General features: G+C 40.4%; 19 protein-coding genes. 14 read left to right on the forward strand and 5 right to left on the reverse strand.

Annotation, left to right across the window (positions count from 1 at the left end):
- Window positions 1-5 precede the first annotated feature (5 nt).
- From pyrH to I6F40_RS08110, 12 genes are all read left to right on the forward strand, one after another.
- Entirely contained in the window at window positions 6-755 is a 750-nt protein-coding gene (gene pyrH / locus I6F40_RS08055; protein WP_007580982.1) for a UMP kinase, read from the forward strand.
- A gap of 49 nt (window positions 756-804) precedes the next feature.
- Entirely contained in the window at window positions 805-1326 is a 522-nt protein-coding gene (gene frr / locus I6F40_RS08060; protein WP_206008562.1) for a ribosome recycling factor, read from the forward strand.
- Window positions 1327-1650: 324 nt separating this feature from the next.
- Window positions 1651-2430, forward strand: a complete 780-nt coding sequence (locus tag I6F40_RS08065) for an isoprenyl transferase (RefSeq protein WP_007580985.1) — start codon at window positions 1651-1653, stop codon at window positions 2428-2430.
- A gap of 19 nt (window positions 2431-2449) precedes the next feature.
- The gene (locus I6F40_RS08070) at window positions 2450-3316 is read left to right on the forward strand and encodes a phosphatidate cytidylyltransferase (RefSeq protein WP_007580986.1); all 867 of its coding nucleotides are present in this window, start codon (window positions 2450-2452) and stop codon (window positions 3314-3316) included.
- Window positions 3313-4518 (forward strand): 1-deoxy-D-xylulose-5-phosphate reductoisomerase, encoded by a 1206-nt coding sequence (gene ispC, locus I6F40_RS08075; protein ID WP_197192734.1) that lies wholly within the window; start codon window positions 3313-3315, stop codon window positions 4516-4518. The genes I6F40_RS08070 and ispC overlap by 4 nt, the downstream gene beginning before the upstream one ends.
- Window position 4519: 1 nt before the next feature.
- Window positions 4520-5872 carry a sigma E protease regulator RseP gene (gene rseP, locus I6F40_RS08080; protein WP_197192735.1) on the forward strand — a complete coding sequence of 451 codons (1353 nt, stop codon included), beginning with the start codon at window positions 4520-4522 and terminating at the stop codon, window positions 5870-5872.
- A gap of 96 nt (window positions 5873-5968) precedes the next feature.
- Entirely contained in the window at window positions 5969-8440 is a 2472-nt protein-coding gene (gene bamA, locus I6F40_RS08085; RefSeq protein WP_197192736.1) for an outer membrane protein assembly factor BamA, read from the forward strand.
- An 11-nt stretch (window positions 8441-8451) separates the two neighbouring features.
- On the forward strand, window positions 8452-8970 hold the full coding sequence (locus I6F40_RS08090) for an OmpH family outer membrane protein (RefSeq protein ID WP_024606271.1): 519 nt from the start codon (window positions 8452-8454) through the stop codon (window positions 8968-8970).
- Between the two features lie 7 nt (window positions 8971-8977).
- Entirely contained in the window at window positions 8978-10000 is a 1023-nt protein-coding gene (gene lpxD / locus I6F40_RS08095; RefSeq protein ID WP_197192737.1) for a UDP-3-O-(3-hydroxymyristoyl)glucosamine N-acyltransferase, read from the forward strand.
- 26 nt (window positions 10001-10026) lie between these two features.
- On the forward strand, window positions 10027-10479 hold the full coding sequence (fabZ, locus tag I6F40_RS08100; RefSeq protein ID WP_007580997.1) for a 3-hydroxyacyl-ACP dehydratase FabZ: 453 nt from the start codon (window positions 10027-10029) through the stop codon (window positions 10477-10479).
- A gap of 2 nt (window positions 10480-10481) precedes the next feature.
- Window positions 10482-11252: an acyl-ACP--UDP-N-acetylglucosamine O-acyltransferase gene (gene lpxA, locus I6F40_RS08105; protein ID WP_007580998.1), complete on the forward strand. Its 771-nt coding sequence runs from the start codon at window positions 10482-10484 to the stop codon at window positions 11250-11252.
- Between the two features lie 146 nt (window positions 11253-11398).
- Entirely contained in the window at window positions 11399-11791 is a 393-nt protein-coding gene (locus I6F40_RS08110) for a septal ring lytic transglycosylase RlpA family protein (RefSeq protein ID WP_121954030.1), read from the forward strand.
- Here the strand turns inward: I6F40_RS08110 and cydC are convergent.
- From cydC to I6F40_RS08135, 5 genes are read right to left on the reverse strand one after another with little or no spacing between them, the layout of a single operon-like run.
- Window positions 11774-13519 carry a thiol reductant ABC exporter subunit CydC gene (gene cydC, locus I6F40_RS08115; RefSeq protein ID WP_197192738.1) on the reverse strand — a complete coding sequence of 582 codons (1746 nt, stop codon included), beginning with the start codon at window positions 13517-13519 and terminating at the stop codon, window positions 11774-11776. The genes I6F40_RS08110 and cydC overlap by 18 nt on opposite strands.
- Window positions 13512-15305: a thiol reductant ABC exporter subunit CydD gene (cydD, locus tag I6F40_RS08120; RefSeq protein WP_197192739.1), complete on the reverse strand. Its 1794-nt coding sequence runs from the start codon at window positions 15303-15305 to the stop codon at window positions 13512-13514. Before cydD ends, cydC begins: the two co-directional genes overlap by 8 nt.
- On the reverse strand, window positions 15295-15459 hold the full coding sequence (gene cydX / locus I6F40_RS08125) for a cytochrome bd-I oxidase subunit CydX (protein WP_002958303.1): 165 nt from the start codon (window positions 15457-15459) through the stop codon (window positions 15295-15297). Before cydX ends, cydD begins: the two co-directional genes overlap by 11 nt.
- A gap of 12 nt (window positions 15460-15471) precedes the next feature.
- On the reverse strand, window positions 15472-16611 hold the full coding sequence (cydB, locus tag I6F40_RS08130; RefSeq protein ID WP_231609329.1) for a cytochrome d ubiquinol oxidase subunit II: 1140 nt from the start codon (window positions 16609-16611) through the stop codon (window positions 15472-15474).
- Entirely contained in the window at window positions 16608-18191 is a 1584-nt protein-coding gene (locus I6F40_RS08135) for a cytochrome ubiquinol oxidase subunit I (protein WP_197192740.1), read from the reverse strand. The genes cydB and I6F40_RS08135 overlap by 4 nt, the downstream gene beginning before the upstream one ends.
- A 301-nt stretch (window positions 18192-18492) precedes the next feature.
- On the opposite strand from I6F40_RS08135, the gene lpxB reads away from it, so the two are divergent.
- Together lpxB and rnhB are read left to right on the forward strand one after the other, a co-directional pair.
- A complete protein-coding gene (gene lpxB, locus I6F40_RS08140; protein ID WP_197192741.1) occupies window positions 18493-19650 on the forward strand; it encodes a lipid-A-disaccharide synthase in 1158 nt (385 codons plus the stop codon).
- Window positions 19640-20242, forward strand: a complete 603-nt coding sequence (rnhB, locus tag I6F40_RS08145; RefSeq protein WP_166379133.1) for a ribonuclease HII — start codon at window positions 19640-19642, stop codon at window positions 20240-20242. Before lpxB ends, rnhB begins: the two co-directional genes overlap by 11 nt.
- Window position 20243 lies beyond the last annotated feature (1 nt).

Raw genomic sequence — 20243 nt, forward strand, 5'->3', positions numbered from 1 at the left:
ATACTATGACTATCAATCGCAAACCTATTTTTAGACGTGTTCTTCTTAAATTAAGTGGTGAAGCTTTAATGGGAGACGAAGGCTTCGGCATCGATCCTAAAGTTTTAGACCGTATGGCACAAGAAATTAAAGAGCTAGTAGAGCTCGACGTAGAAGTGGGTTTAGTTATTGGTGGAGGTAACTTTTTACGCGGTGGATCACTTGCAGAAGCAGGTATGAATCGCGTAGTAGGCGATCACATGGGTATGCTTGCAACTGTTATGAACGGCCTTGCAATGCGTGATGCGCTACACCGTGCATTTGTAAATTGTCGTCTTATGTCGGCTATTCCGCTTAATGGTGTATGTGACGCTTATAACTGGGCTGAAGCAATTAGTTTATTGAAAACTGGTCGCGTAGTCATTTTTGCAGCGGGTACTGGTAACCCATTTTTTACTACCGATTCTGCAGCATGTTTACGCGGTATCGAAATTGAAGCGGATACAGTAATTAAAGCGACTAAGGTTGATGGCGTATACAGTGATGACCCTGTTAAAAACCCAGATGCGACGCTTTATACCCACTTAAGCTACAATGAAATCATTGAAAAAGAATTAAAAGTTATGGATTTAGCGGCATTTACTCTAGCCCGCGATCACAATATGCCATTGAGCGTATTTAACATGAACAAATCAGGCGCGCTAAAACGCGTAATTATGGGTGAAGAAGAAGGTACACTTATTTCTTCACAAGCCTCAGATGAAATAATCAAATAATTAGGATTAAACCGTGATTAACGATATTCAAAAAGACGCGCAAGCGCGCATGCAAAAAAGTGTAACTGCACTAGGTAGCCAATTGTCTAAAATTCGTACTGGCCGTGCACATCCTGCAATCCTAGATGGCATTATGGTGTCGTACTACGGTGCACCAACGCCTTTAAACCAAGTTGCTAACGTAACAATTGAAGATTCTCGTACACTGGCTATTGGTGTATTTGACAAGTCTTTAGCGCAAGCTGTTGAAAAAGCAATTATGGCATCTGACTTAGGTTTAAACCCTATGTCGGCAGGTACTGTTATTCGCGTACCACTTCCTCCACTTACAGAAGAGCGTCGTAAAGACCTAATCAAAATTGTACGTGGCGAAGTTGAAGGCGGTCGTGTTGCTATTCGTAACATTCGTCGTGATGCTAATGGCGATGTAAAGGGTTTATTAAAAGATAAAGACATATCTGAAGATGAAGCGCGTCAATCGGATGATGCGATTCAAAAGCTTACTGATAAGTTTATTAAAGAAATGGATACTTTATTAGCTGCTAAAGAAACAGAATTGATGGAAATCTAAGTAAGGTCCTGTTTATCTTTCGAGGTTGAATTTGCAGCAGTGTGTTTGGTTTTTAGGCAAGGCAGAGCCTATGTTGTGTGGTTATTCCCCATAATTAGGCGATAACGATGCATAAAATCCAAACACGCGCTGCCCAAAGGGTTCTGCCTAGGGGCGATTAACTCTTTGTTACTCGATTTTTGCTTAGTCCACTAGGTTACAAATCTCGCGCCGCGATTAAGTCGCCCCTAGATTGAACAAATTACAATCCTGAAAGGTCGACAGGACCTATTAAAATTATTAGTTTTGAAACGCCGTCTAGGGTATACTAGGCGGCGTTTTTTTATGGAATACTCGATATTTATGGTTCTAGATGCTGACACAATTTCACAGCAATGTTTACCCAAACATGTTGCTATCATCATGGATGGGAACGGACGTTGGGCGCAAGCTAGAAATAGACCTCGTGTGTATGGGCATAAAAAAGGCGTAGACGCAGTTCGTCAATCTGTTCAGTTTTGTACTAAATTAGGGATACAATCGTTAACCTTATTTGCTTTTAGTAGTGAAAACTGGCGCCGCCCTGAAGACGAAGTAAACACTTTAATGGAGCTTTTCTTATTTGTTTTAACAAAGGAAGTTAAAAAGCTTCATAAAAACAATGTAAAACTGACCATTATTGGAGACTTATCACGATTTTCTGAAGGATTACGTAGCAAGGTAGACGCTGCGCATAAGCTGACTGAAAATAACACCGGGTTGCGTTTAAATGTTGCAGCTAATTACGGTGGTCGTTGGGATGTTGCCAATGCGGCAAAACAACTTGCTTTGCAAGTTGCGCAGGGCACACTAAACGCAGAAGATATTACAGAAGAGCGCTTAGCACAGCATATGAGCATGGCAGATCAGGCAGAACCTGATTTACTTATTCGCACTGGTGGCGATGTTCGTATTAGTAATTTTTTACTATGGCAAGTTGCTTATGCAGAACTTTACTTTACCGAGACACTTTGGCCAGATTTTAATGAAGCAGCATTTGCTGAGGCCATTGCGTGTTACGTTGCCAGAGAGCGACGTTTTGGTTGTACGGGCGAACAAATAAAACAATTACTCGCTCAAACCTAAATAGAATAAGGGTCACATTTTGTTAAAACAACGAATTTTAACCTCTCTAGTGCTAGCTCCATTAGCATTGGCTTTGGTTTTTTATACACCGCTTACGTTATTTAGTTACTTTGCTGGTGCAATTGTATTATTAGGCGCATGGGAATGGTCTGCATTTATGGGCCTTTGCGACAAGCTTAAACGTGCTGCCTTTGTTGTGTTTATTGGCGCTTTACTTGCCTTGCTTAATTTACATTGGCCTATTGAATCATTATGGGAAAATGGCAAGCTAGTCGGTGATGCAAATTACGTATTCACGCTTTCGTTTGCTTGGTGGATTGTTGCTAGCTATTTAATTTGGCGCTACCCAGAAATGGCTAAAGCGTGGAATGAAGGCCTAGTTATGCGCGGCATTGCAGGATTATTAACGCTTGTGCCGTTATGGCTTGCACTAAATACACTACGTAGCGCGCAATATGCTGAATCAACTCATTTTGGTTCGGTGCTAATTTTAGTGGTACTCGGTATTGTATGGAGCGCAGATGTGGGTGCTTACTTTACGGGTAAAAGTTTTGGTAAACATAAGTTAATGCCTAAAGTAAGCCCTAATAAAACAATTGAAGGGTTAGCAGGCGGTGTAGTCGCTTCTATTATTTTTGTATTAGCATTTTGTCACTTTACCGATGTTGATTTAGTTGTATGGCCTGTGTACGCGATAATGACAGCATTTATTGCGTTGTTTTCTGCGGTAGGTGATTTACTGGAAAGCATGTTTAAACGTGAAGCTGGTTTAAAAGATAGCGGTCGATGTTTACCAGGACACGGCGGTATTTTAGATAGAATTGACAGCTTAACGGCTGCTGCTCCAATGTTTGTTATGTGCTATGCGTGGACTCTTAGTTTATGAGCCAAAAGCAATTGCTGGTTATTTTAGGCGCAACGGGCTCAATTGGTTTAAGTACACTTGATGTTGTGTCGCGCAATAAAGAGCTATTTGATGTTTTTGTTTTGGCTGCAGGACAAAATGCAAAGAAAATGGCGGAGTTGTGTATTGAACATGAACCGCTTTATGCGATTATGGCTAACCAGCAGGCCGCAGAGCAATTATCTGCGTATTTAGCCAATACTCAGTGCCAAACTCTTGTTATGCACGGTGAGCAAGCAATGAGTGACTTATGTGCTCATCCTGATGTTGACATTGTAATGTCGGCAATTGTAGGTGCAGCTGGTTTACTACCTACATTAAGTGCTGTTGAAGCGGGTAAAAAAGTACTACTAGCTAATAAAGAATCTTTAGTTATGTCAGGTCAGTTGTTTATTGATAAAGTTAAACAACATAAAGCCACTTTGCTGCCAATAGATAGCGAACATAATGCAATTTTTCAATGCCTACCGTCTTCGTTACAAAATGCCAAAGGCGATCAAAAACTACAGCAACATGGCGTAAGTAAAATTTTGCTTACCGGCTCTGGTGGCCCATTTTTAACGCGTGATATAAATACGTTAAAAGATGTAACCGTAAGTGAAGCCGTTGTACACCCTAACTGGTCGATGGGTCAAAAAATATCAGTAGATTCCGCAACTATGATGAACAAAGGTTTAGAGTTTATTGAAGCTAAGTGGTTATTCAATTGTGATGCGAGTGATATTGATGTGGTTATTCATCCACAAAGTATCATTCATTCAATGGTGCAGTACCACGATGGTTCTATTTTAGCGCAAATGGGTAACCCCGATATGCGCACGCCAATTGCCCATGCACTTGCGTATCCTGAGCGAATTAATGCGGGTGTTAAACCGTTAAACTTCTCTGACATTTGTGATTTTTCGTTTACTAAACCTGATTTTTCTCGTTATCCAAATTTACAATTAGCGATTGATGCGTGTAGTGCAGGGCAGGGTGCGACAACAACGGTTAACGCAGCAAATGAAATAGCTGTGGACGCATTCTTAAACGGTAAAATTGGTTTTACCGATATATACAAAATAAATGCACAGACGCTAGAAGCTGCAACTTACACCAATGTGCAAAGCCTAGATGAAATTTTAGAGTGTGATAAATTAGCGCGTATTAGCGCTTCAGAATTTATAACAAAAGTGGCGCATTAATATGTTTGATTTTTTTTGGAATCTTGGCTCATTTATTTTAGCGCTTGGTATTTTAGTGGCCATACATGAATATGGCCATTTTTGGGTTGCACGAAAAATGGGCGTTAAAGTGCTGCGTTTTTCAATTGGTTTTGGTAAGCCACTGTTAAAATGGCATGACAAATATAATACCGAATACGTGATTGCCGCTATTCCATTAGGCGGATATGTAAAAATGCTTGATGAGCGAGTTGATGACGTACCAGCAAATCAACGTCACTTATCGTTTAACTCTAAATCTGTACAAGCGCGTATTGCTATTGTTGCTGCGGGGCCAATGGCTAACTTTCTGTTTGCCATTTTTGCTCTTGCGGTGATGTATATGGTAGGAGTGCAATCGGTTAAGCCAGTTGTTGGCAGCATAACCGAAGGCAGTCGCGCAGAGCAGGCGGGCATTATGCCTTCTCAACATATTATAAAAATTGGTGATGATGACATAACGACATGGCAAGATGCCACGTTTGCGCTTATGTCTAACTTAGGCGAGCAAAGCGTTGAAGTTATTGTTCGTGATAAAAACTTTCAACCACGTGTTAAAACGCTTAATTTAGAGGGGTGGAAGCTTGACCAGCGAGACGTACCACCACTAAGTTCGTTAGGTATTGTGCCATTTAGACCTCAAGCAACTTTAACAATTGCCGCCGTGACTAAAGACTCAGCAGCAGAACACGCTAATTTACAAGTTAACGACACAATTTTGGCTGTAAACGGTGAAACAATAAGCAATTGGCAGCAATTAGTTAATCTTATTACGCAATCAGCTAACAAATCTTTACAATTTAGTGTAAAAAGACAAGATACTATACAAGCAATTACAGTAACCCCTAAAGGGCGCATTGATAATAACGGTATTGAGCAAGGCTTTTTAGGTGTTGCTCCTGTTGTACAGCAATGGCCTGATGGTTATGTAGAGACTAGACATTACGGCCCGCTCGATAGTATCGTGCGAGGCACAAAAGAAACGTGGCGCTTAATTACACTCAGTTTTGATATGATTGGTAATTTAGTTACAGGCCAGGTTTCGGTTAAAAATTTAAGTGGTCCTGTGGGCATTGCAGTAGGCGCTGGAACTAGCGTAAGCTATGGGTTAGTGGCCTTTTTAAGCTTTTTAGCCTTAATAAGCGTTAACTTGGGTGTATTTAATTTATTACCCCTACCAGTGCTTGATGGCGGACACTTAATGTATTACATAATTGAACTTTTTCGTAAAAAGCCGGTCTCTGAAAAGACACAAGAGTTTGGTTTTAAAGTGGGTGCCTTGTTACTCATTTTTCTAACATGTTTCGCTTTGTTCAATGATGTATCGCGTTTGTAGTTACAGCGTGGCAAATTACTAATTAGAACACGATTGTAAAGCACCACTAGTAAGGTGTTATGCGGTAATACAGTTGTAAAGGATAAAGATAATAAAATGGCTATAAAAAAACATTTGGCAATAACAAGTTTATTGGGTGCAAGTTTTGCAGCCCTAGGCCAAAACTCCTTTATTGTTGAAGACCTGAAAGTTGAAGGTTTGCAGCGCGTAGCACTTGGTGCAGCGCTAACACATATTCCTATTAACGTAGGCGATAATGTTGATGACTATACGATTTCAAAAACAATAAAGTCACTTTATCGTTCTGGGCACTTTGATAACATAAAAGCACTTCGTGATGGCAACAACGTTATTTTTAAAGTAACGGAACGTCCTACCATCAGCTTTATTGAGTTTGAAGGCAATAAAGACATTAAAGACGAGCAGCTTAATGAGTCTCTTGATCAGCAAGATATTCGCCAAGGTGAACCACTTGATAAAACCGTTATCGATAGTATCGAAAAAGGCTTAGTTGAGTTTTTCCACAGCATTGGTAAATATAACGCTAAAGTAGATATCAGTATTACTAAGCTGCCACGTAACCGCGTTAAACTTAAGTTAGAGTTTGATGAAGGTGATGCTGCTTCTATCCGCCAAATTAACTTAGTGGGTAATGAACTTTTTTCTAATGAAGAGCTTTTAAAGCTTGCTGAGTCGCAACAAGATTTACCTTGGTGGCAGTTTATGGGAAGCGATCGCTACCAAAAGCAAACCATTGAAGGCGATTTAGAAAAAATCCGTAGCTACTATTTAGACCGTGGTTATCTACGTTTTAATATCGATTCAACGCAAGTATCAGTGAGCCCTGAGCGTGAGTCAGTTTACGTTACAGCTAACTTAACTGAAGGCGTAAAGTATAAAGTTAAAGGTTTTGACTTTATAGGTGACTTGCTTGGCCGTGAAGATTTAATTAAAAGTGTTATCCCACTTAGAGCGGGTGAACTTTATAACGGCTCAGTGGTTACCTCATCTGAAGAATTTATTAAAAGCTACCTAGCACGTTTTGGTTACGCGAATGCTGAAGTGCGTACAATTCCAGAAATTGACGACGAAAAGCAAGAAGTACAACTAACACTATCGGTTAATCCAGGTAAGCGTGTATACGTTCGTCGTATTATTGTAGGTGGTAACCAAAACACCGCTGATGAAGTATTACGCCGCGAAATGACGCAACTTGAAGGTGCATGGTTATCTAATCAAAACCTTGAGCGTTCAAAACTACAAATTCAACGTTTGCCTTACATGGAAAAAGTTGATTTTAACGTAGTGCCTGTACCAGGTGTGGATGATCAAGTAGATGTAGACTTTACTGTAAAAGAGCAATCAGCGGGTAGCTTTAATGCTGGTCTTGCTTATGGTTCTTACCAAGGCTTACAATTTAACATTGGTGTAACGGAATCTAACTTTTTAGGTACCGGTAACCAAATTGGTTTAAACCTGAATACATCTGTAGGTTCTGAAAGTATAAGTTTATCGTACACAGACCCGTATTTTACGCCAGATGGTGTATCACAGGGCAGTAGTATCTTTTACAGAAACTACGATGCAAGTAAATTTAGCCTTGTTGAATACAAATCGAAAAGTTATGGCTTAGGTACAAACATTGGTTTTCCAATTGATGCAATAAACCGAGTTAACTTTGGCGCTCGTTGGATTAAAGAAGAGCTTTCTGATATTGCAGAGTACGAGCAAACGCGTGTACTTCGTGAAACATTCTTAGATCCAGACAACCCAGATGCTGGCTTTGACTTTACTAAGTATGAGCTGAGTGTTGGTTGGTCGCGTATTACCGTTAACCGTGGTTTATTCCCAACTGCGGGTTCGCGTCAAACTCTAAACTTAACAGCAACAACGCCTAACTCAGATCTTCAGTACTTTAAACTGAATTACGATTCGCGTTTTTACTGGCCTATATCAAACGATCACCGCTGGGTATTCTCAACGCGTGCGGCGCTTGGTTATGGTAATGGTTATGGTTCTACAAACGGGTATGAGCAAACACTTCCGTTCCAAGAGTACTTCCGTATAACGGAAATGGAACTACGTGGCTTTGACCGTAATACAATACTACCACGTGCTGTATCGCGTATACCGCAGTCTATTCCGGGTACGCCTGGTGCTGACGGTACTACAACCGGTAGCATTGGTGGTGCATCAGACTTTGATATTCTAATACCGCAAGGCCGTATTGGTGGTAATGCTAAAGCAGTAGCGGGTATGGAGTTAATTGTTCCTACACCATTCTTAGACGAAGAGAATACCAGTTCTGTACGTACTAGCTTCTTTGTTGATGCTGCAAACGTATGGGATACAGAGTTTAATGTAGATCGCTATCAAAACTTAGCACCGGATGAGCGTGCTAAATTAGATGACTATTCAGATCCTATGCGCTTTAGGGTGTCAACCGGTCTTTCATTACAGTGGATCTCTCCAATGGGTCCAATGTTGATTAGTTTTGCGTATCCATTGCAAAAAGAAGAAGATGACGATACGAAAACTATCAGCTTTAACATTAGTAACACTTTTTAAAGGAGTTTTTTATGACTAAATTATTTAAATCAACGGCAGTAGCTGTTCTAGCAACGTTATTGATGGGTACTTCTGCGAGTGCACTTGCACATAAAGTAGGTATTGTTGATATGCAAGAAATTTACAAGCAAATACCTCAAATGGCTAAAATTGAACAGTCTTTACAAACTGAGTTTGCTGAACGTCGTCAAGAGCTTGAAAAGTTACAAGGCGATATTCGTTTTGAAGCTGAAAAATTTAAACGCGAAAGTACCACTATGAGCCAAGCTCAAAAAGATACTCTACGTGAAAAAATTCAGGGCATGCAAAAAAATCTTGCTGAACAAGGTCGCCCTTTAGAGCAAGAGATTAAAGCGCGTCAAAACCAAGAGCTTGCTAAAGTTCAAGGTGTAATCATCAAAACAATTGAAGAGATTGCTAAAGACGGCGACTTTGACGAAGTTAAAGTAAAAGACACAACAATTTACTTTAACCCTAAAGAAGTAACTGATCTTTCATCTAAAGTTGTAGCCGCTGTTAGTAAGAAATAATCACTCTATGCAAAATTATACGCTTTCGCAAATTGCGGAACTTCTAGGCGCCGAACTTCAGGGTGATGGCGCTTTAGAAATAAAAAAAATAGCGACACTTGCAAATGCCCATTCTGGGCATATTGCATTTTTAGCGAACTCAAAATATCGATCGCAACTTGAGACTACTCAAGCTAGTGCTGTAATAGTAAGCCAAGCCGATGCAGAGTACTTTAGTGGTAGCAAAATTATTGTTGCTAATCCGTATGTAAGTTACGCAAAATTAGCGCAATTTATGGATACAACACCACGCTCAGCCTCGACGGGTATTCATCCAAGTGCAACTGTTCATTCAACAGCGATTGTTAGTGATAGCGCCGCTATTGGTGCTAACGCAGTCATTGAAGCTCATGCAGTTATAGGTGACAACGCGCAAATTGGTCCGAACAGTTTTATCGGGGAACGTGTTAAAATAGGTTCTGGCACTAAGCTTTGGCCTAGTGTGACTATTTATCACGATGTTGAAATTGGTTCAGATTGTTTGTTTCAAGCAAATAGTGTTGTAGGTAGTGATGGGTTTGGTTATGCAAATGAGCGCGGGCAGTGGGTTAAAATACCTCAACTTGGTTCAGTGATCATAGGCAACAAAGTTGAAATTGGTGCAAGTACGACAATTGATCGTGGTGCACTGGACAATACCATCATTCATAGCAATGTTATTATCGATAATCAGTGTCAAATAGCACACAACGTTGAAGTTAATTCAGGCACCGCAATAGCGGGCTGCACTGTACTTGCAGGAAGCGTTACCATTGGCAAGAACTGTCAAATTGGTGGCATGGTTGCAATTAATGGTCACATGTCTGTATGTGATGGTGTTATAATTACCGGCATGAGTATGGTGACAAAATCAATCACCGAACCAGGTATTTACTCATCTGGTATGCCCCATACAACAAACAAAGAATGGCGTAAATCAATAGCTCACTTGCGTAACCTTTCAGACATGAAATCTCGTCTTAAAGCGCTTGAAGCATTGACTAAGTCATAACGTTGAACACTAATAAGGATGCTATTTTGGCAAACGAATTAAATAGCCTTGATATTCAAGAAATTTTAAGTTTATTACCGCACCGTTACCCGATGCTATTAATTGATCGTGTTATTGATTTCACACCTGGCAAGTCTTTACATGCTATTAAAAATGTTTCTATAAATGAACCAATTTTTACTGGGCACTTTCCAAATCAGCCAATTTTTCCTGGTGTGCTAATATTAGAATCAATGGCGCAAGCAACGGGTTTATTAGGTTTTAAAACAGTAGAAAACCGTAGCGAAAACGAATTGTATTTGTTTGCTGCTGTTGATAACGCACGTTTTAAACAACCTGTAATTCCTGGTGATACAATGCATCTTCATGTTGAGTTTTTAAAAGAACGTCGCAACATTTGGAAGTTTGCTGCAGAAGCTAGAGTCGACGGCAAAATAGTGTGTAGTGCCGAAATTATGTGTGCGAGAAGAGAGTTTTAATAGTGATCCATTCTACAGCAATAATCGAACCTGGCGCTAAACTAGGCAACAATGTCTCAGTTGGTCCGTATAGTTATATTGGCAATGATGTTGTTATCGGTGATAACTGTATTATTGAGTCTCACGTTGTTGTTAAAGGGCCGTCAACTATTGGCTCTGGCAATCATATTTTTCAGTTCGCGTCTGTGGGTGAAGCCTGCCAAGACAAAAAATACAACAACGAGCCAACCACTTTAATAATGGGTGATAACAACGTTATCCGTGAATGTGCCACTATTCACCGTGGTACGATTCAAGACCAAGGTGTTACTAAAATTGGTAGTAATAATTTGTTTATGGCTTATACACACGTTGCACATGACGCGGTAATTGGCGATAACGTAATTTTTGCTAACAACGCAAGTGTGGCCGGCCATGTACATGTAGGCGATTGGGTTATCCTTGGTGGTAATTCGGGTGTTCATCAGTTTTGTAAAATTGGTGCACATGCCTTTATTGGTATGTATTCAGGTGTTAACAAAGATGTACCACCATTTGTTACTACCATTGGTATGCCTGCAGGTCCTGCAGCTATCAATAAAGAAGGCATGAAGCGTCGTGGTTTCGAAAGTGATGAAATTATGGCTGTACGCCGTGCATACAAAGCATTTTATCGTAAAAGCTTAGGTGCTGAAGAAGCTATTGAGTCGCTTAGTGAGGATGCCGCAAAGTATCCTGCTGTGAAACTGATGGTCGATTTTGTTAAAAACTCAGAGCGCGGCATCGTAAGATAATTCGCGGGTTTGCTTTAAGCATTAAAAAAACCACCCTAGATGATAAATCGAAGGTGGTTTTTTATTGCCCTGCTTTAAGCTAATTCAGTTAATACTCAGGGTAATTGAGTTAGTATGCGGGTAATTTATATAATAAAAGCCGTCCTATGCGTTTACCTAAGTTAGTAGTCACTCTTTTTATTACTTCAGTTTTAGCCGCTTGTAGTAGCCAGCCTATTGTTAAATCATCTGCTGGAGAAATCACTCAAGTTGGGAAAGCATCTTTTTATGCTGATAAATACCACGGAAGAACAACCGCCAACGGAGAGCGCTTTAGTCAACAAGCCGCCACGGCAGCCCATTTAGAATTCGATTTTGGTACTACGGTGGTTGTTACTAATCTAGCCAATAACAAATCAGTCACGGTAAGAATCAACGATAGAGGCCCGTATGTGCGAGGTCGTATTATTGATTTATCAAAAAGTATGTTTAAAAAGATAGCCGACCCTAAGGTCGGCGTTATCGACGTGTCTATAAAGGTTTTAAAACCGGGTAGTTAGCGCAACATAACCAGGATAAGCCCCACTGAGCTCTTTATGAGAGCCTTGTGCGACTACTTTACCGCCTTCTAACCATACAACATTATCCATTTGAGCAAGTAGAGCGGGATCGTGCGTAATTGTGAGCACGCTCGCGTTATTCATAACATGCATTATTGCTTGCATTACCCCTTGCTTAGACTGATTATCAAGACCTTCTGTTGGTTCATCAAGAACTAAAATAGCCGGGCTTTTAAGTAATGCTTGTGCAATAGCTATACGTCTAGACTGACCTTGCGACACATTACGCCCGCCAGTGCCTAATCGTGTTTTTAAACCTTCTTTTAGCTCATTAAACCACGGGCTTAATTGCGCTAACGAGAGCGCTTCAATCATTTGCTCTTTAGTTGCATTTGGCGCGGCATAACGTAAATTTTCACTCAGTGTGCCATCAAAAATATGGTGTTGCTGGGCTAATATATTTATCACACTTGCGCGTATATCATTATTTAACGAATGTAAGTTAACAACGCTATTTTGACTATTTAGCGTTATGCTGCCTTGTTGTAAAGGCCATAAACCAGTCAGTAAATTTACAAGCGTTGTTTTACCGCTGCCGCTTCTACCTACAATCGCTACTTTTTGCTGGGGCATTAGCTCAAAACTGATATTAGTAAGCGCTGTTTGCTCACCATATTGGTAGCTAATATTGTTAAGTGCTAGCGTGTGGTTTTGCGCGCTAAAGCTTTTATCAACGTCTACATGTGTATCTTTAACTTGTGAGTTAGCGGCTTTATCTTCAAGTGTAAACAACCGCTCTGCTGCTTTTAATACACTAGGAAGCTCTATAAACGCATTGGGTAGTAGCAATACACTTTCAAAGCTTGCCAGTACAAACAGGCTTAACATAGCAAGTTCTACATTTACCATACTGTTGGTGTAAACCAGTGGAACTATGGTTACTATGCTAGCAAGCATCGCTAATTGAACAACCAACAAGCTTAACCCATCTGAGTTTGCCAGTGCTTTGTGGCGAATAAATAATTGCTGATTGTACTGCTCGCTTAATTCGTCGCACTTATTAAGTTGCTGCGAACGGGCTTGATAAATACTAAGCTCTCTAAGTCCTGTGAGTGTATCTGAAAGCTCAGAGCGAAGTTGTGCACTAAGTTGTGTTTCTTTATGGCTGTTTTTAGTGAGCTTTGCGCTGAGTAGGGCAGGTATAACCACACCAATAAGTATAATGCCAGTAAAGCAAATAAGGGCGACGTTGCCATTATAGGCCGACATAAACAGCATGATGATTGGCACACTTAAAAGAGCGACTAGCATAGGAAGTAAAACGTTTAAATAAAACTTGTCGAGTGCGTCTACATCGTTTTGTAATCGGTTAACTAGATCAGCGCTGCGGCTCATTGCTAAATCAACATTGTTAAGCTTACTTAACGTTGCAAATACATTGGTACGTATTTCACTTAGTAATAAAAACGTGGCGTTATGAGTAACTAGGCGTTCGCCATAGCGCGATGCAGTTCGTACAATTGCTAAAAACCGAATCGTTCCTGCTGGAGTAAAGTAGTTCATTTGCACGCCCGCAAGACCTGCAGCCGCCATTGACGCTAAAAACCAGCCAGAAATAGCCAACAAGCCCACATTAGCTAATACCGTAATCGTTGCTAAAAATGTACCCAATAGCATAGCTTTATAATGAGGAGCACAAAGCTTTAATAAGCGAATAAAATTATGCATGCGCAACCCCTTGTTTAGCCGTTTTTAGTAAGTTAGCAAATGCACCATTTTGCGTTGCAAGTGTTTCAAAGTGTCCTTGCTCAGCTATTTTTCCATCGTGCATAACAATGATATTGCTGGCATGTTTAACGGTATTTAATCGATGAGCAATGACTAATACTAAGTTATTTTTAGCATATTCATTAATAGCATCTTGAATAAGCTGCTCTGTTTGGCTATCAAGGTGCGCTGTAGGCTCATCAAGCACTAAAACTGGTGCTTGTTTTATGAATGCACGTGCGAGTGCGATGCGTTGCTTTTGTCCGCCAGAAAGCCCTTCGCCTTGCTCACCTATCAGTGTGTTAAAACCATCGGGTAGGGTATTTATAAATTCAAGCACACCAGCTTGCTTTGCTGCATGTTCAAGCTCTTGCTGTGTGGCAGTTGGTTTGGCCAATTTAATGTTGGCAGCAATGGTGTCGTAAAACAGCGTCGCTTTTTGTGGTATCCATGCAATGTTATTTTGCAGGTAAGTAATATCGGTTGTACTTAAACTCTGCTCATTAATAGATAGGTGGTTAATCACCTCAGGGTGAAACCCTAATAAGCAGTCAAGCAACGTACTTTTACCTGATCCACTACTGCCCACAACGGCAATTAAGCCTTTATTTGGCAGTGTTAAATTTATATTTTTAATCCCTTCGTTACTATCTGGGTATATAAAATTAAGGTCGGTGATACTTATGGAGTTAATTGCATTTAAAGTTAAATTGTTTTCAGGCGTGTTTGTAGTCGCTGACGCATTTTCGTCATTTGGCAGTGGTGCATTTAAAATCGCAACCATATCGGCAGCGGCACTAATGCCTTGTAAGCGTGCATGGTAATGGCTACCTAGCTGGCGCAGTGGTAAATAAAATTCAGGCGCTAAAAGTAGCACCACAAAGCCAGTAGCAAAATCAAGAGTGCCAAAAAACAGTCTAAAACCAATAATTACTGCGACTAATGCCACGCTAATGGTGGCTAAAAACTCAAGTGCAAATGATGATAAAAACGCGATTTTTAAAACATCGAGTGTAGCGTGTCTAAAGTCGTCTGAAATTTTGGCTATTTGTTTAAGCTCGGTACGTGTTGCATTAAATAGCTTGAGTTGAGTTAAACCTTGTACGCGGTCAAAAAAGTAATTGCCCAGTACAGCAAGTTGCTTCCAGCGTTTTTGGTTTAAAGCTTCGGCTTTTGAGCCTACCAAAATCATGAAAAAAGGAATGAGCGGGGCGGTTAATAAAAATATCAGCCCAGCTTTATAATCTGTCGGAAAAATAACAACCAATATTGCCAGCGGAATAAGCGCGCTGTAAGCAGCTCCGGGTAGGTATTTAGCATAATAGTCGTGGAGTGCTTCTACGCCATTATGTAGGGTATTTAATGTAGCGCCTTGGCCGTGTTGTTCTATATAGCTTGGCCCAAGTAAGCTGAGCTTATTTAGAAGTGTTTGGCGCATAGCCGATTTTATTTTAAGTGCAGCATATGCACTCAAGCGTTCGCTTAACGCTAAAAATACCGCGCGCAATAAAATAATGCCTGCTAAGGGCCATAATAAATGAGTAACTTGGGCTAAATTATTACCTTCAAACATAACGTTGTGAATAGTTTGCGCAAGTAAATAAGCACCTGCAATCATCAGTAATGCGTTAAAAGTACCCAGTGCAATGCTTAACTTTAACCACACTGCAGCGGATTTACTTTGACGCTTTAAAAAAGCGCGCAGTGATTGCTGCTGCGCGCGATCTGGTCGGGGGTTAGTCGTCATCTTTTGTGTTGTTAGCATCGTTTAATAAATCGTGCATGGCTTGTTCATCATCAGCAATGCTGTTTTTATTTTGATGAAATTCGTACCACATTACATTTATTACACCTAAGGTACAGGCCAAAAGTACACCTAAAATCCAAGCGAAATACCACATAGTTTAGTCTCCTTAGTAGCTACCGTGAGTGTTGTTTTCAATTTCTTCAACCGTTACTCTGCGCCACATTTTTACATAACACCAGGTGGTGTAAGTTAAAATAAGTGGGACAAAAATACACACTGCAACAAACATTACATTGAGCGTTTTATGGCTCGATACCGCATCCCAAATTGTTAAGCTAATATTTGGATTGTTGCTTGATGGCATAATAAATGGGAACAGTGAAACACCGGCCGTCATAATCACGCCAATTAACATTAAGCTTGTTGAAATAAGTCCAAGTGCTGGTTTGTTCAATTTAGAAAACAATAGCGCACTTAGTGCCATTGCAAACGCTAGAATAGGAAAGGTCATAGTCCATGGGCGTTCACTGTAATTGCTAAGCCACGCGCCTTGGGCTGTTGTTACTACTTTAGCTAATGGATCTGCATGGCTTTGTGTATCAGGCATAGATACAATTTGGTAACCCGTTAAATTAGCAACCCAAAAACCAGCGCCTGCAAACAGTATAATAAACACAATCAGTGAATAACGACCATATTGCCCTGAGCGATCTGCTACTGCATCAGCTGTACGAAGCTGTAACCACATACCAGCATGAGCAATTAGCATAGTGATACTCACTAAACCAGCAAGCAAACCAAACGGGTTAAGTAAACCAAAAAATGAACCTTGGTAGCTAACACGCATTAAGTTATCAATATTAAATGGTACGCCTAAAAATAAGTTACCAAAAGCAACACCAAAAACTAATGCTGGAATCGCGCTGCCTGCAAGCAAGCCCCAATCCCAGTTATTGCGCCAGCGTTTTGAGTCTACTTTACTGCGGTAATCAAACCCAAGTGGTCTAAAAAACAAAGCAAAGAGTACTAGCATCATGGCAAAGTAAAAGCCCGAAAATGCAGCTGCATAAACCATAGGCCACGCCGCAAATAACGCGCCGCCTGCAGTTATAAACCATACTTGGTTACCATCCCAATGCGGGCCAATTGTGTTTATTACTGTGCGGCGCTCTGAATCTGTTTTACCAACGAGGCGAAGCAACATAGCAACGCCCATATCCATGCCATCGGTAATAGCAAAGCCAATAAGCAGCACACCAATGATCAACCACCAAAGCATTTTTAATGTTTCATAATCAAAAATCATGATTGCTCTCCTTCAGTTTTATCAGCTTTGTTTGGTAATTCAAAATGATACTTACCAGTATGTAGCGAGCTTGGCCCTTGCTTAACAAAACGGATCATCAACCAACCTTCAACAATGGCTAAACCAGTATAGAAAACAATAAACCCAGTTAAGCTAATTAAAATATCGTTTACTGTTAGTGACGACGTAGCTAAAAAGGTCGGCAGTATTTCAGATATAGCCCAAGGTTGACGGCCATACTCAGCAACTATCCAGCCAAATTCAATAGCTATCCAAGGTAGTGGAATACTCAATACGGCAGCCCATAACAACCAGCGTTTTTGCTCAATAACGCGATGTGCGTTGTAGTAAAATGCCAATATAAATACACCAAGCATGGCTACACCACAGGCAACCATAATCCTAAATGACCAAAACATAGGGCCTACTTTAGGGAAAGAGTCTTTAACCGCTTTTTGAATGTGCTCTTCGGTAGCATCTACAACATCAGGTGTGTAGCGCTTAAGTAACAAGCCATAACCTAAATCATCTTTTAGGGTATTAAACTTAGCAATATTTTCTGGCGTATCTTCACCGTTTCTGAGTTTTGTAAGGTATTCATAAGCAATCATACCGTTGCGAATACGTACTTCGTGTTGTTTTTCTAGGTCGTTAATACCCGTTACTTGCTCATCAAGTGAACGCGTAGCAATTAACCCAAGTGCGTAAGGTATTTTAACCGCAGCATGTGTTACTTGCTCTTCTGAATCAGGAAAACCAAATGCGGTAAACGCAGCCGGAGCTTCTTCTGTGTGCCATTCAGCTTCAATCGTGGCAAGTTTTACTTTTTGAACTTCGCCTACTTCGTAACCTGATTCGTCACCGAGTAAAATTACACATAGAATTGATGCTAAACCAAAGCCCGATGCGACCGAAAAAGAACGTTTAGCAAACGCTAAATCACGACCTTTTAATATGTACCAACTACTTATGCCCAGTACAAACATAGATGCAGCTACATAACCTGCCGATACGGTATGAATAAACTTAACTTGTGCTACAGGATTAAACACAAGCTCAGCAAAGCTGGTCATTTCCATGCGCATGGTTTGATAGTTAAATTCAGCACCTACTGGGTTTTGCATCCAACCGTTGGCAATCAAAATCCACAGCGCCGACATGTTAGTACCAATGGCCATTAAAAAGGTTGCACCTAAATGTTGGCGTTTAGAGAGTCTGTCCCAGCCTAAAAAGAACATACCTACAAAGGTCGATTCTAAAAAGAATGCCATTAAACCTTCAATAGCCAGGGGAGCCCCAAAAACATCACCTACGTAATGGGAGTAATAAGACCAGTTAGTACCAAACTCAAATTCCATGGTAAGGCCTGTCGCCACACCAATTGCAAAGTTAATACCAAACAATTTTCCCCAAAACTTAGTCATATCACGATAAATTTCGCGACCGGTCATAACATAAACCGATTCCATAATAACTAAAATCCAGGTCATACCTATCGTTAACGGTACGAATAAGAAATGAAAGAGAGCGGTAACAGCAAACTGTAATCGCGATAGATCCACAAAGGTTTCATCTATCATTATTGGCTCCTTGAGAGTGACGGATTAACAGGGCAACATTTAATTGGCAAAGTTAAGGTTTAATGAACTTTCAGTAATTACTGAAAGTTTGTAATAGTATTTACTTTTGTGCAATTTTTGTCAACATACATATTAGTAAAACTTAATATATATTTCCTATGCTACATCAGTATTAAAAACAAACAACATAAAGCCTTAACTTACGTGATAAAAAACCAGTTATTTAAAGCGTTTAACCAAACAGTAAAACACGGTAAACTAACAAGCATGAACGCCTGGTTTACTTGTGAAATAAAATCAAATGAATAAAGATAAAAAACAACTACGAATTGGTATTGTGGCAGGTGAACTGTCGGGCGATATTTTAGGTGAAGGCTTAATTAAAGCCCTTAAAAAACACTTTCCGGACGCCATTTTTGAAGGAATAGCAGGACCTAAAATGCAAGCGCAGGGCTGTACAACACTTTACGATATGGATGAGCTTTCGGTAATGGGGCTTGTTGAGGTGCTAGGGCGTTTGCCGCGTTTGCTTAAAATACGTAAACAACTCGTGCAGCATTTTGTAGATAACCCACCTGATGTATTTATTGGTATTGATGCACCCGATTTTAACTTACGCGTTGAAAAGCCACTTAAAGATGCGGGCATTAAAACAGTACAGTATGTAAGTCCGTCTGTTTGGGCGTGGCGCGAAAAGCGAATTCATACAATAAGTGCAGCGACTAATTTAGTGTTGGCGTTATTACCATTTGAAAAAGAATTTTACGATAAGCACCAAGTGCCATGTACATTTGTGGGTCATACTTTGGCAGACGATATCGCACTTGAACACGACGACAGCAAAGCACGTGCAGAACTCGGCTTAAGCCTTGATGACAAAGTACTGGCGTTACTTCCTGGTAGCCGAGGCTCAGAAGTTGGTTTACTAAGCGAAACTTACATTAAAACAGCCGCAGAGCTGCAAGCTAAAAACCCCAATCTTAAAGTTGTGGTGCCACTGGTTAACGAAAAACGCAAAGCGCAGTTTACTGATATATTAAACGCTACCGCGCCAAACCTTAATGTTAACCTGCTTGATGGACAATCAAAATTAGCGATGCAAGCCGCCGATGCTATTTTATTAGCGTCGGGCACTGCAACACTTGAAGGTATGCTTTATAAAAAGCCAATGGTAGTCGGTTATAAAATAAAGCCGTTGAGCTATTGGATATTTAAGACTTTATTTACGTTTAATATTAAGTATTTTTCGTTGCCTAACTTATTAGCAGACGAAGAGCTAGTGCCTGAGTTTTTACAAAGTGAGTGTAATGTGGCTAATTTAACAAATGCGCTTACTCCTATGCTCAACACTGATAACAAAGAGCTAAAAGCACGCTTTTTAGCTATTCACGAAAAAATTAGATTAAATGCCAGCGAACAAGCAGCTAATGCTGTGGCGGAGTTAATAAATGCAAATTGATAGACCTAATGTATCCTTAATTGCCGGTGTAGATGAAGTAGGGCGCGGCCCGCTTGTTGGTGATGTAGTTACTGCCGCCGTCATTTTAGATCCCACTAAACCAATTGCTGGCTTAGCGGATTCTAAAAAATTAACAGATAAAAAACGCCAAGCGCTTGCGATTGAAATAAAAGAAAAAGCATTGTGTTATGCCTATGGGCGCTGCAGCCCAACAGAAATTGATGAGTTAAATATTCTGCACGCGACTATGCTTGCCATGACCCGTGCAGTAGAGGCATTAAGTACGCAACCTGAATTTGTATTTATAGATGGAAACCGCTTACCAAAACTCACTATGCCAGCGCAAGCTATTGTTAAAGGCGATAGCTTAGTGGCAGAAATTTCAGCGGCGTCTATTTTAGCTAAAGTAGCACGTGATGACGAAATGATTGAACTTGATAAACGCCACCCTAAATATGGTTTTGCAGGGCACAAAGGGTATCCAACAAAAGCACATTTTGCAGCGCTTGAGCAGTACGGCGCGATTGATGAGCATCGTAAAAGCTTTAAACCTGTGCAGCGTGTATTGGCGCAAGCCAATGGTGAGGGTTAAG

This window comes from Pseudoalteromonas sp. SWXJ133, from assembly GCF_015864365.1.
In the GTDB taxonomy this organism is placed as follows: Bacteria; Pseudomonadota; Gammaproteobacteria; order Enterobacterales; family Alteromonadaceae; genus Pseudoalteromonas; species Pseudoalteromonas arctica.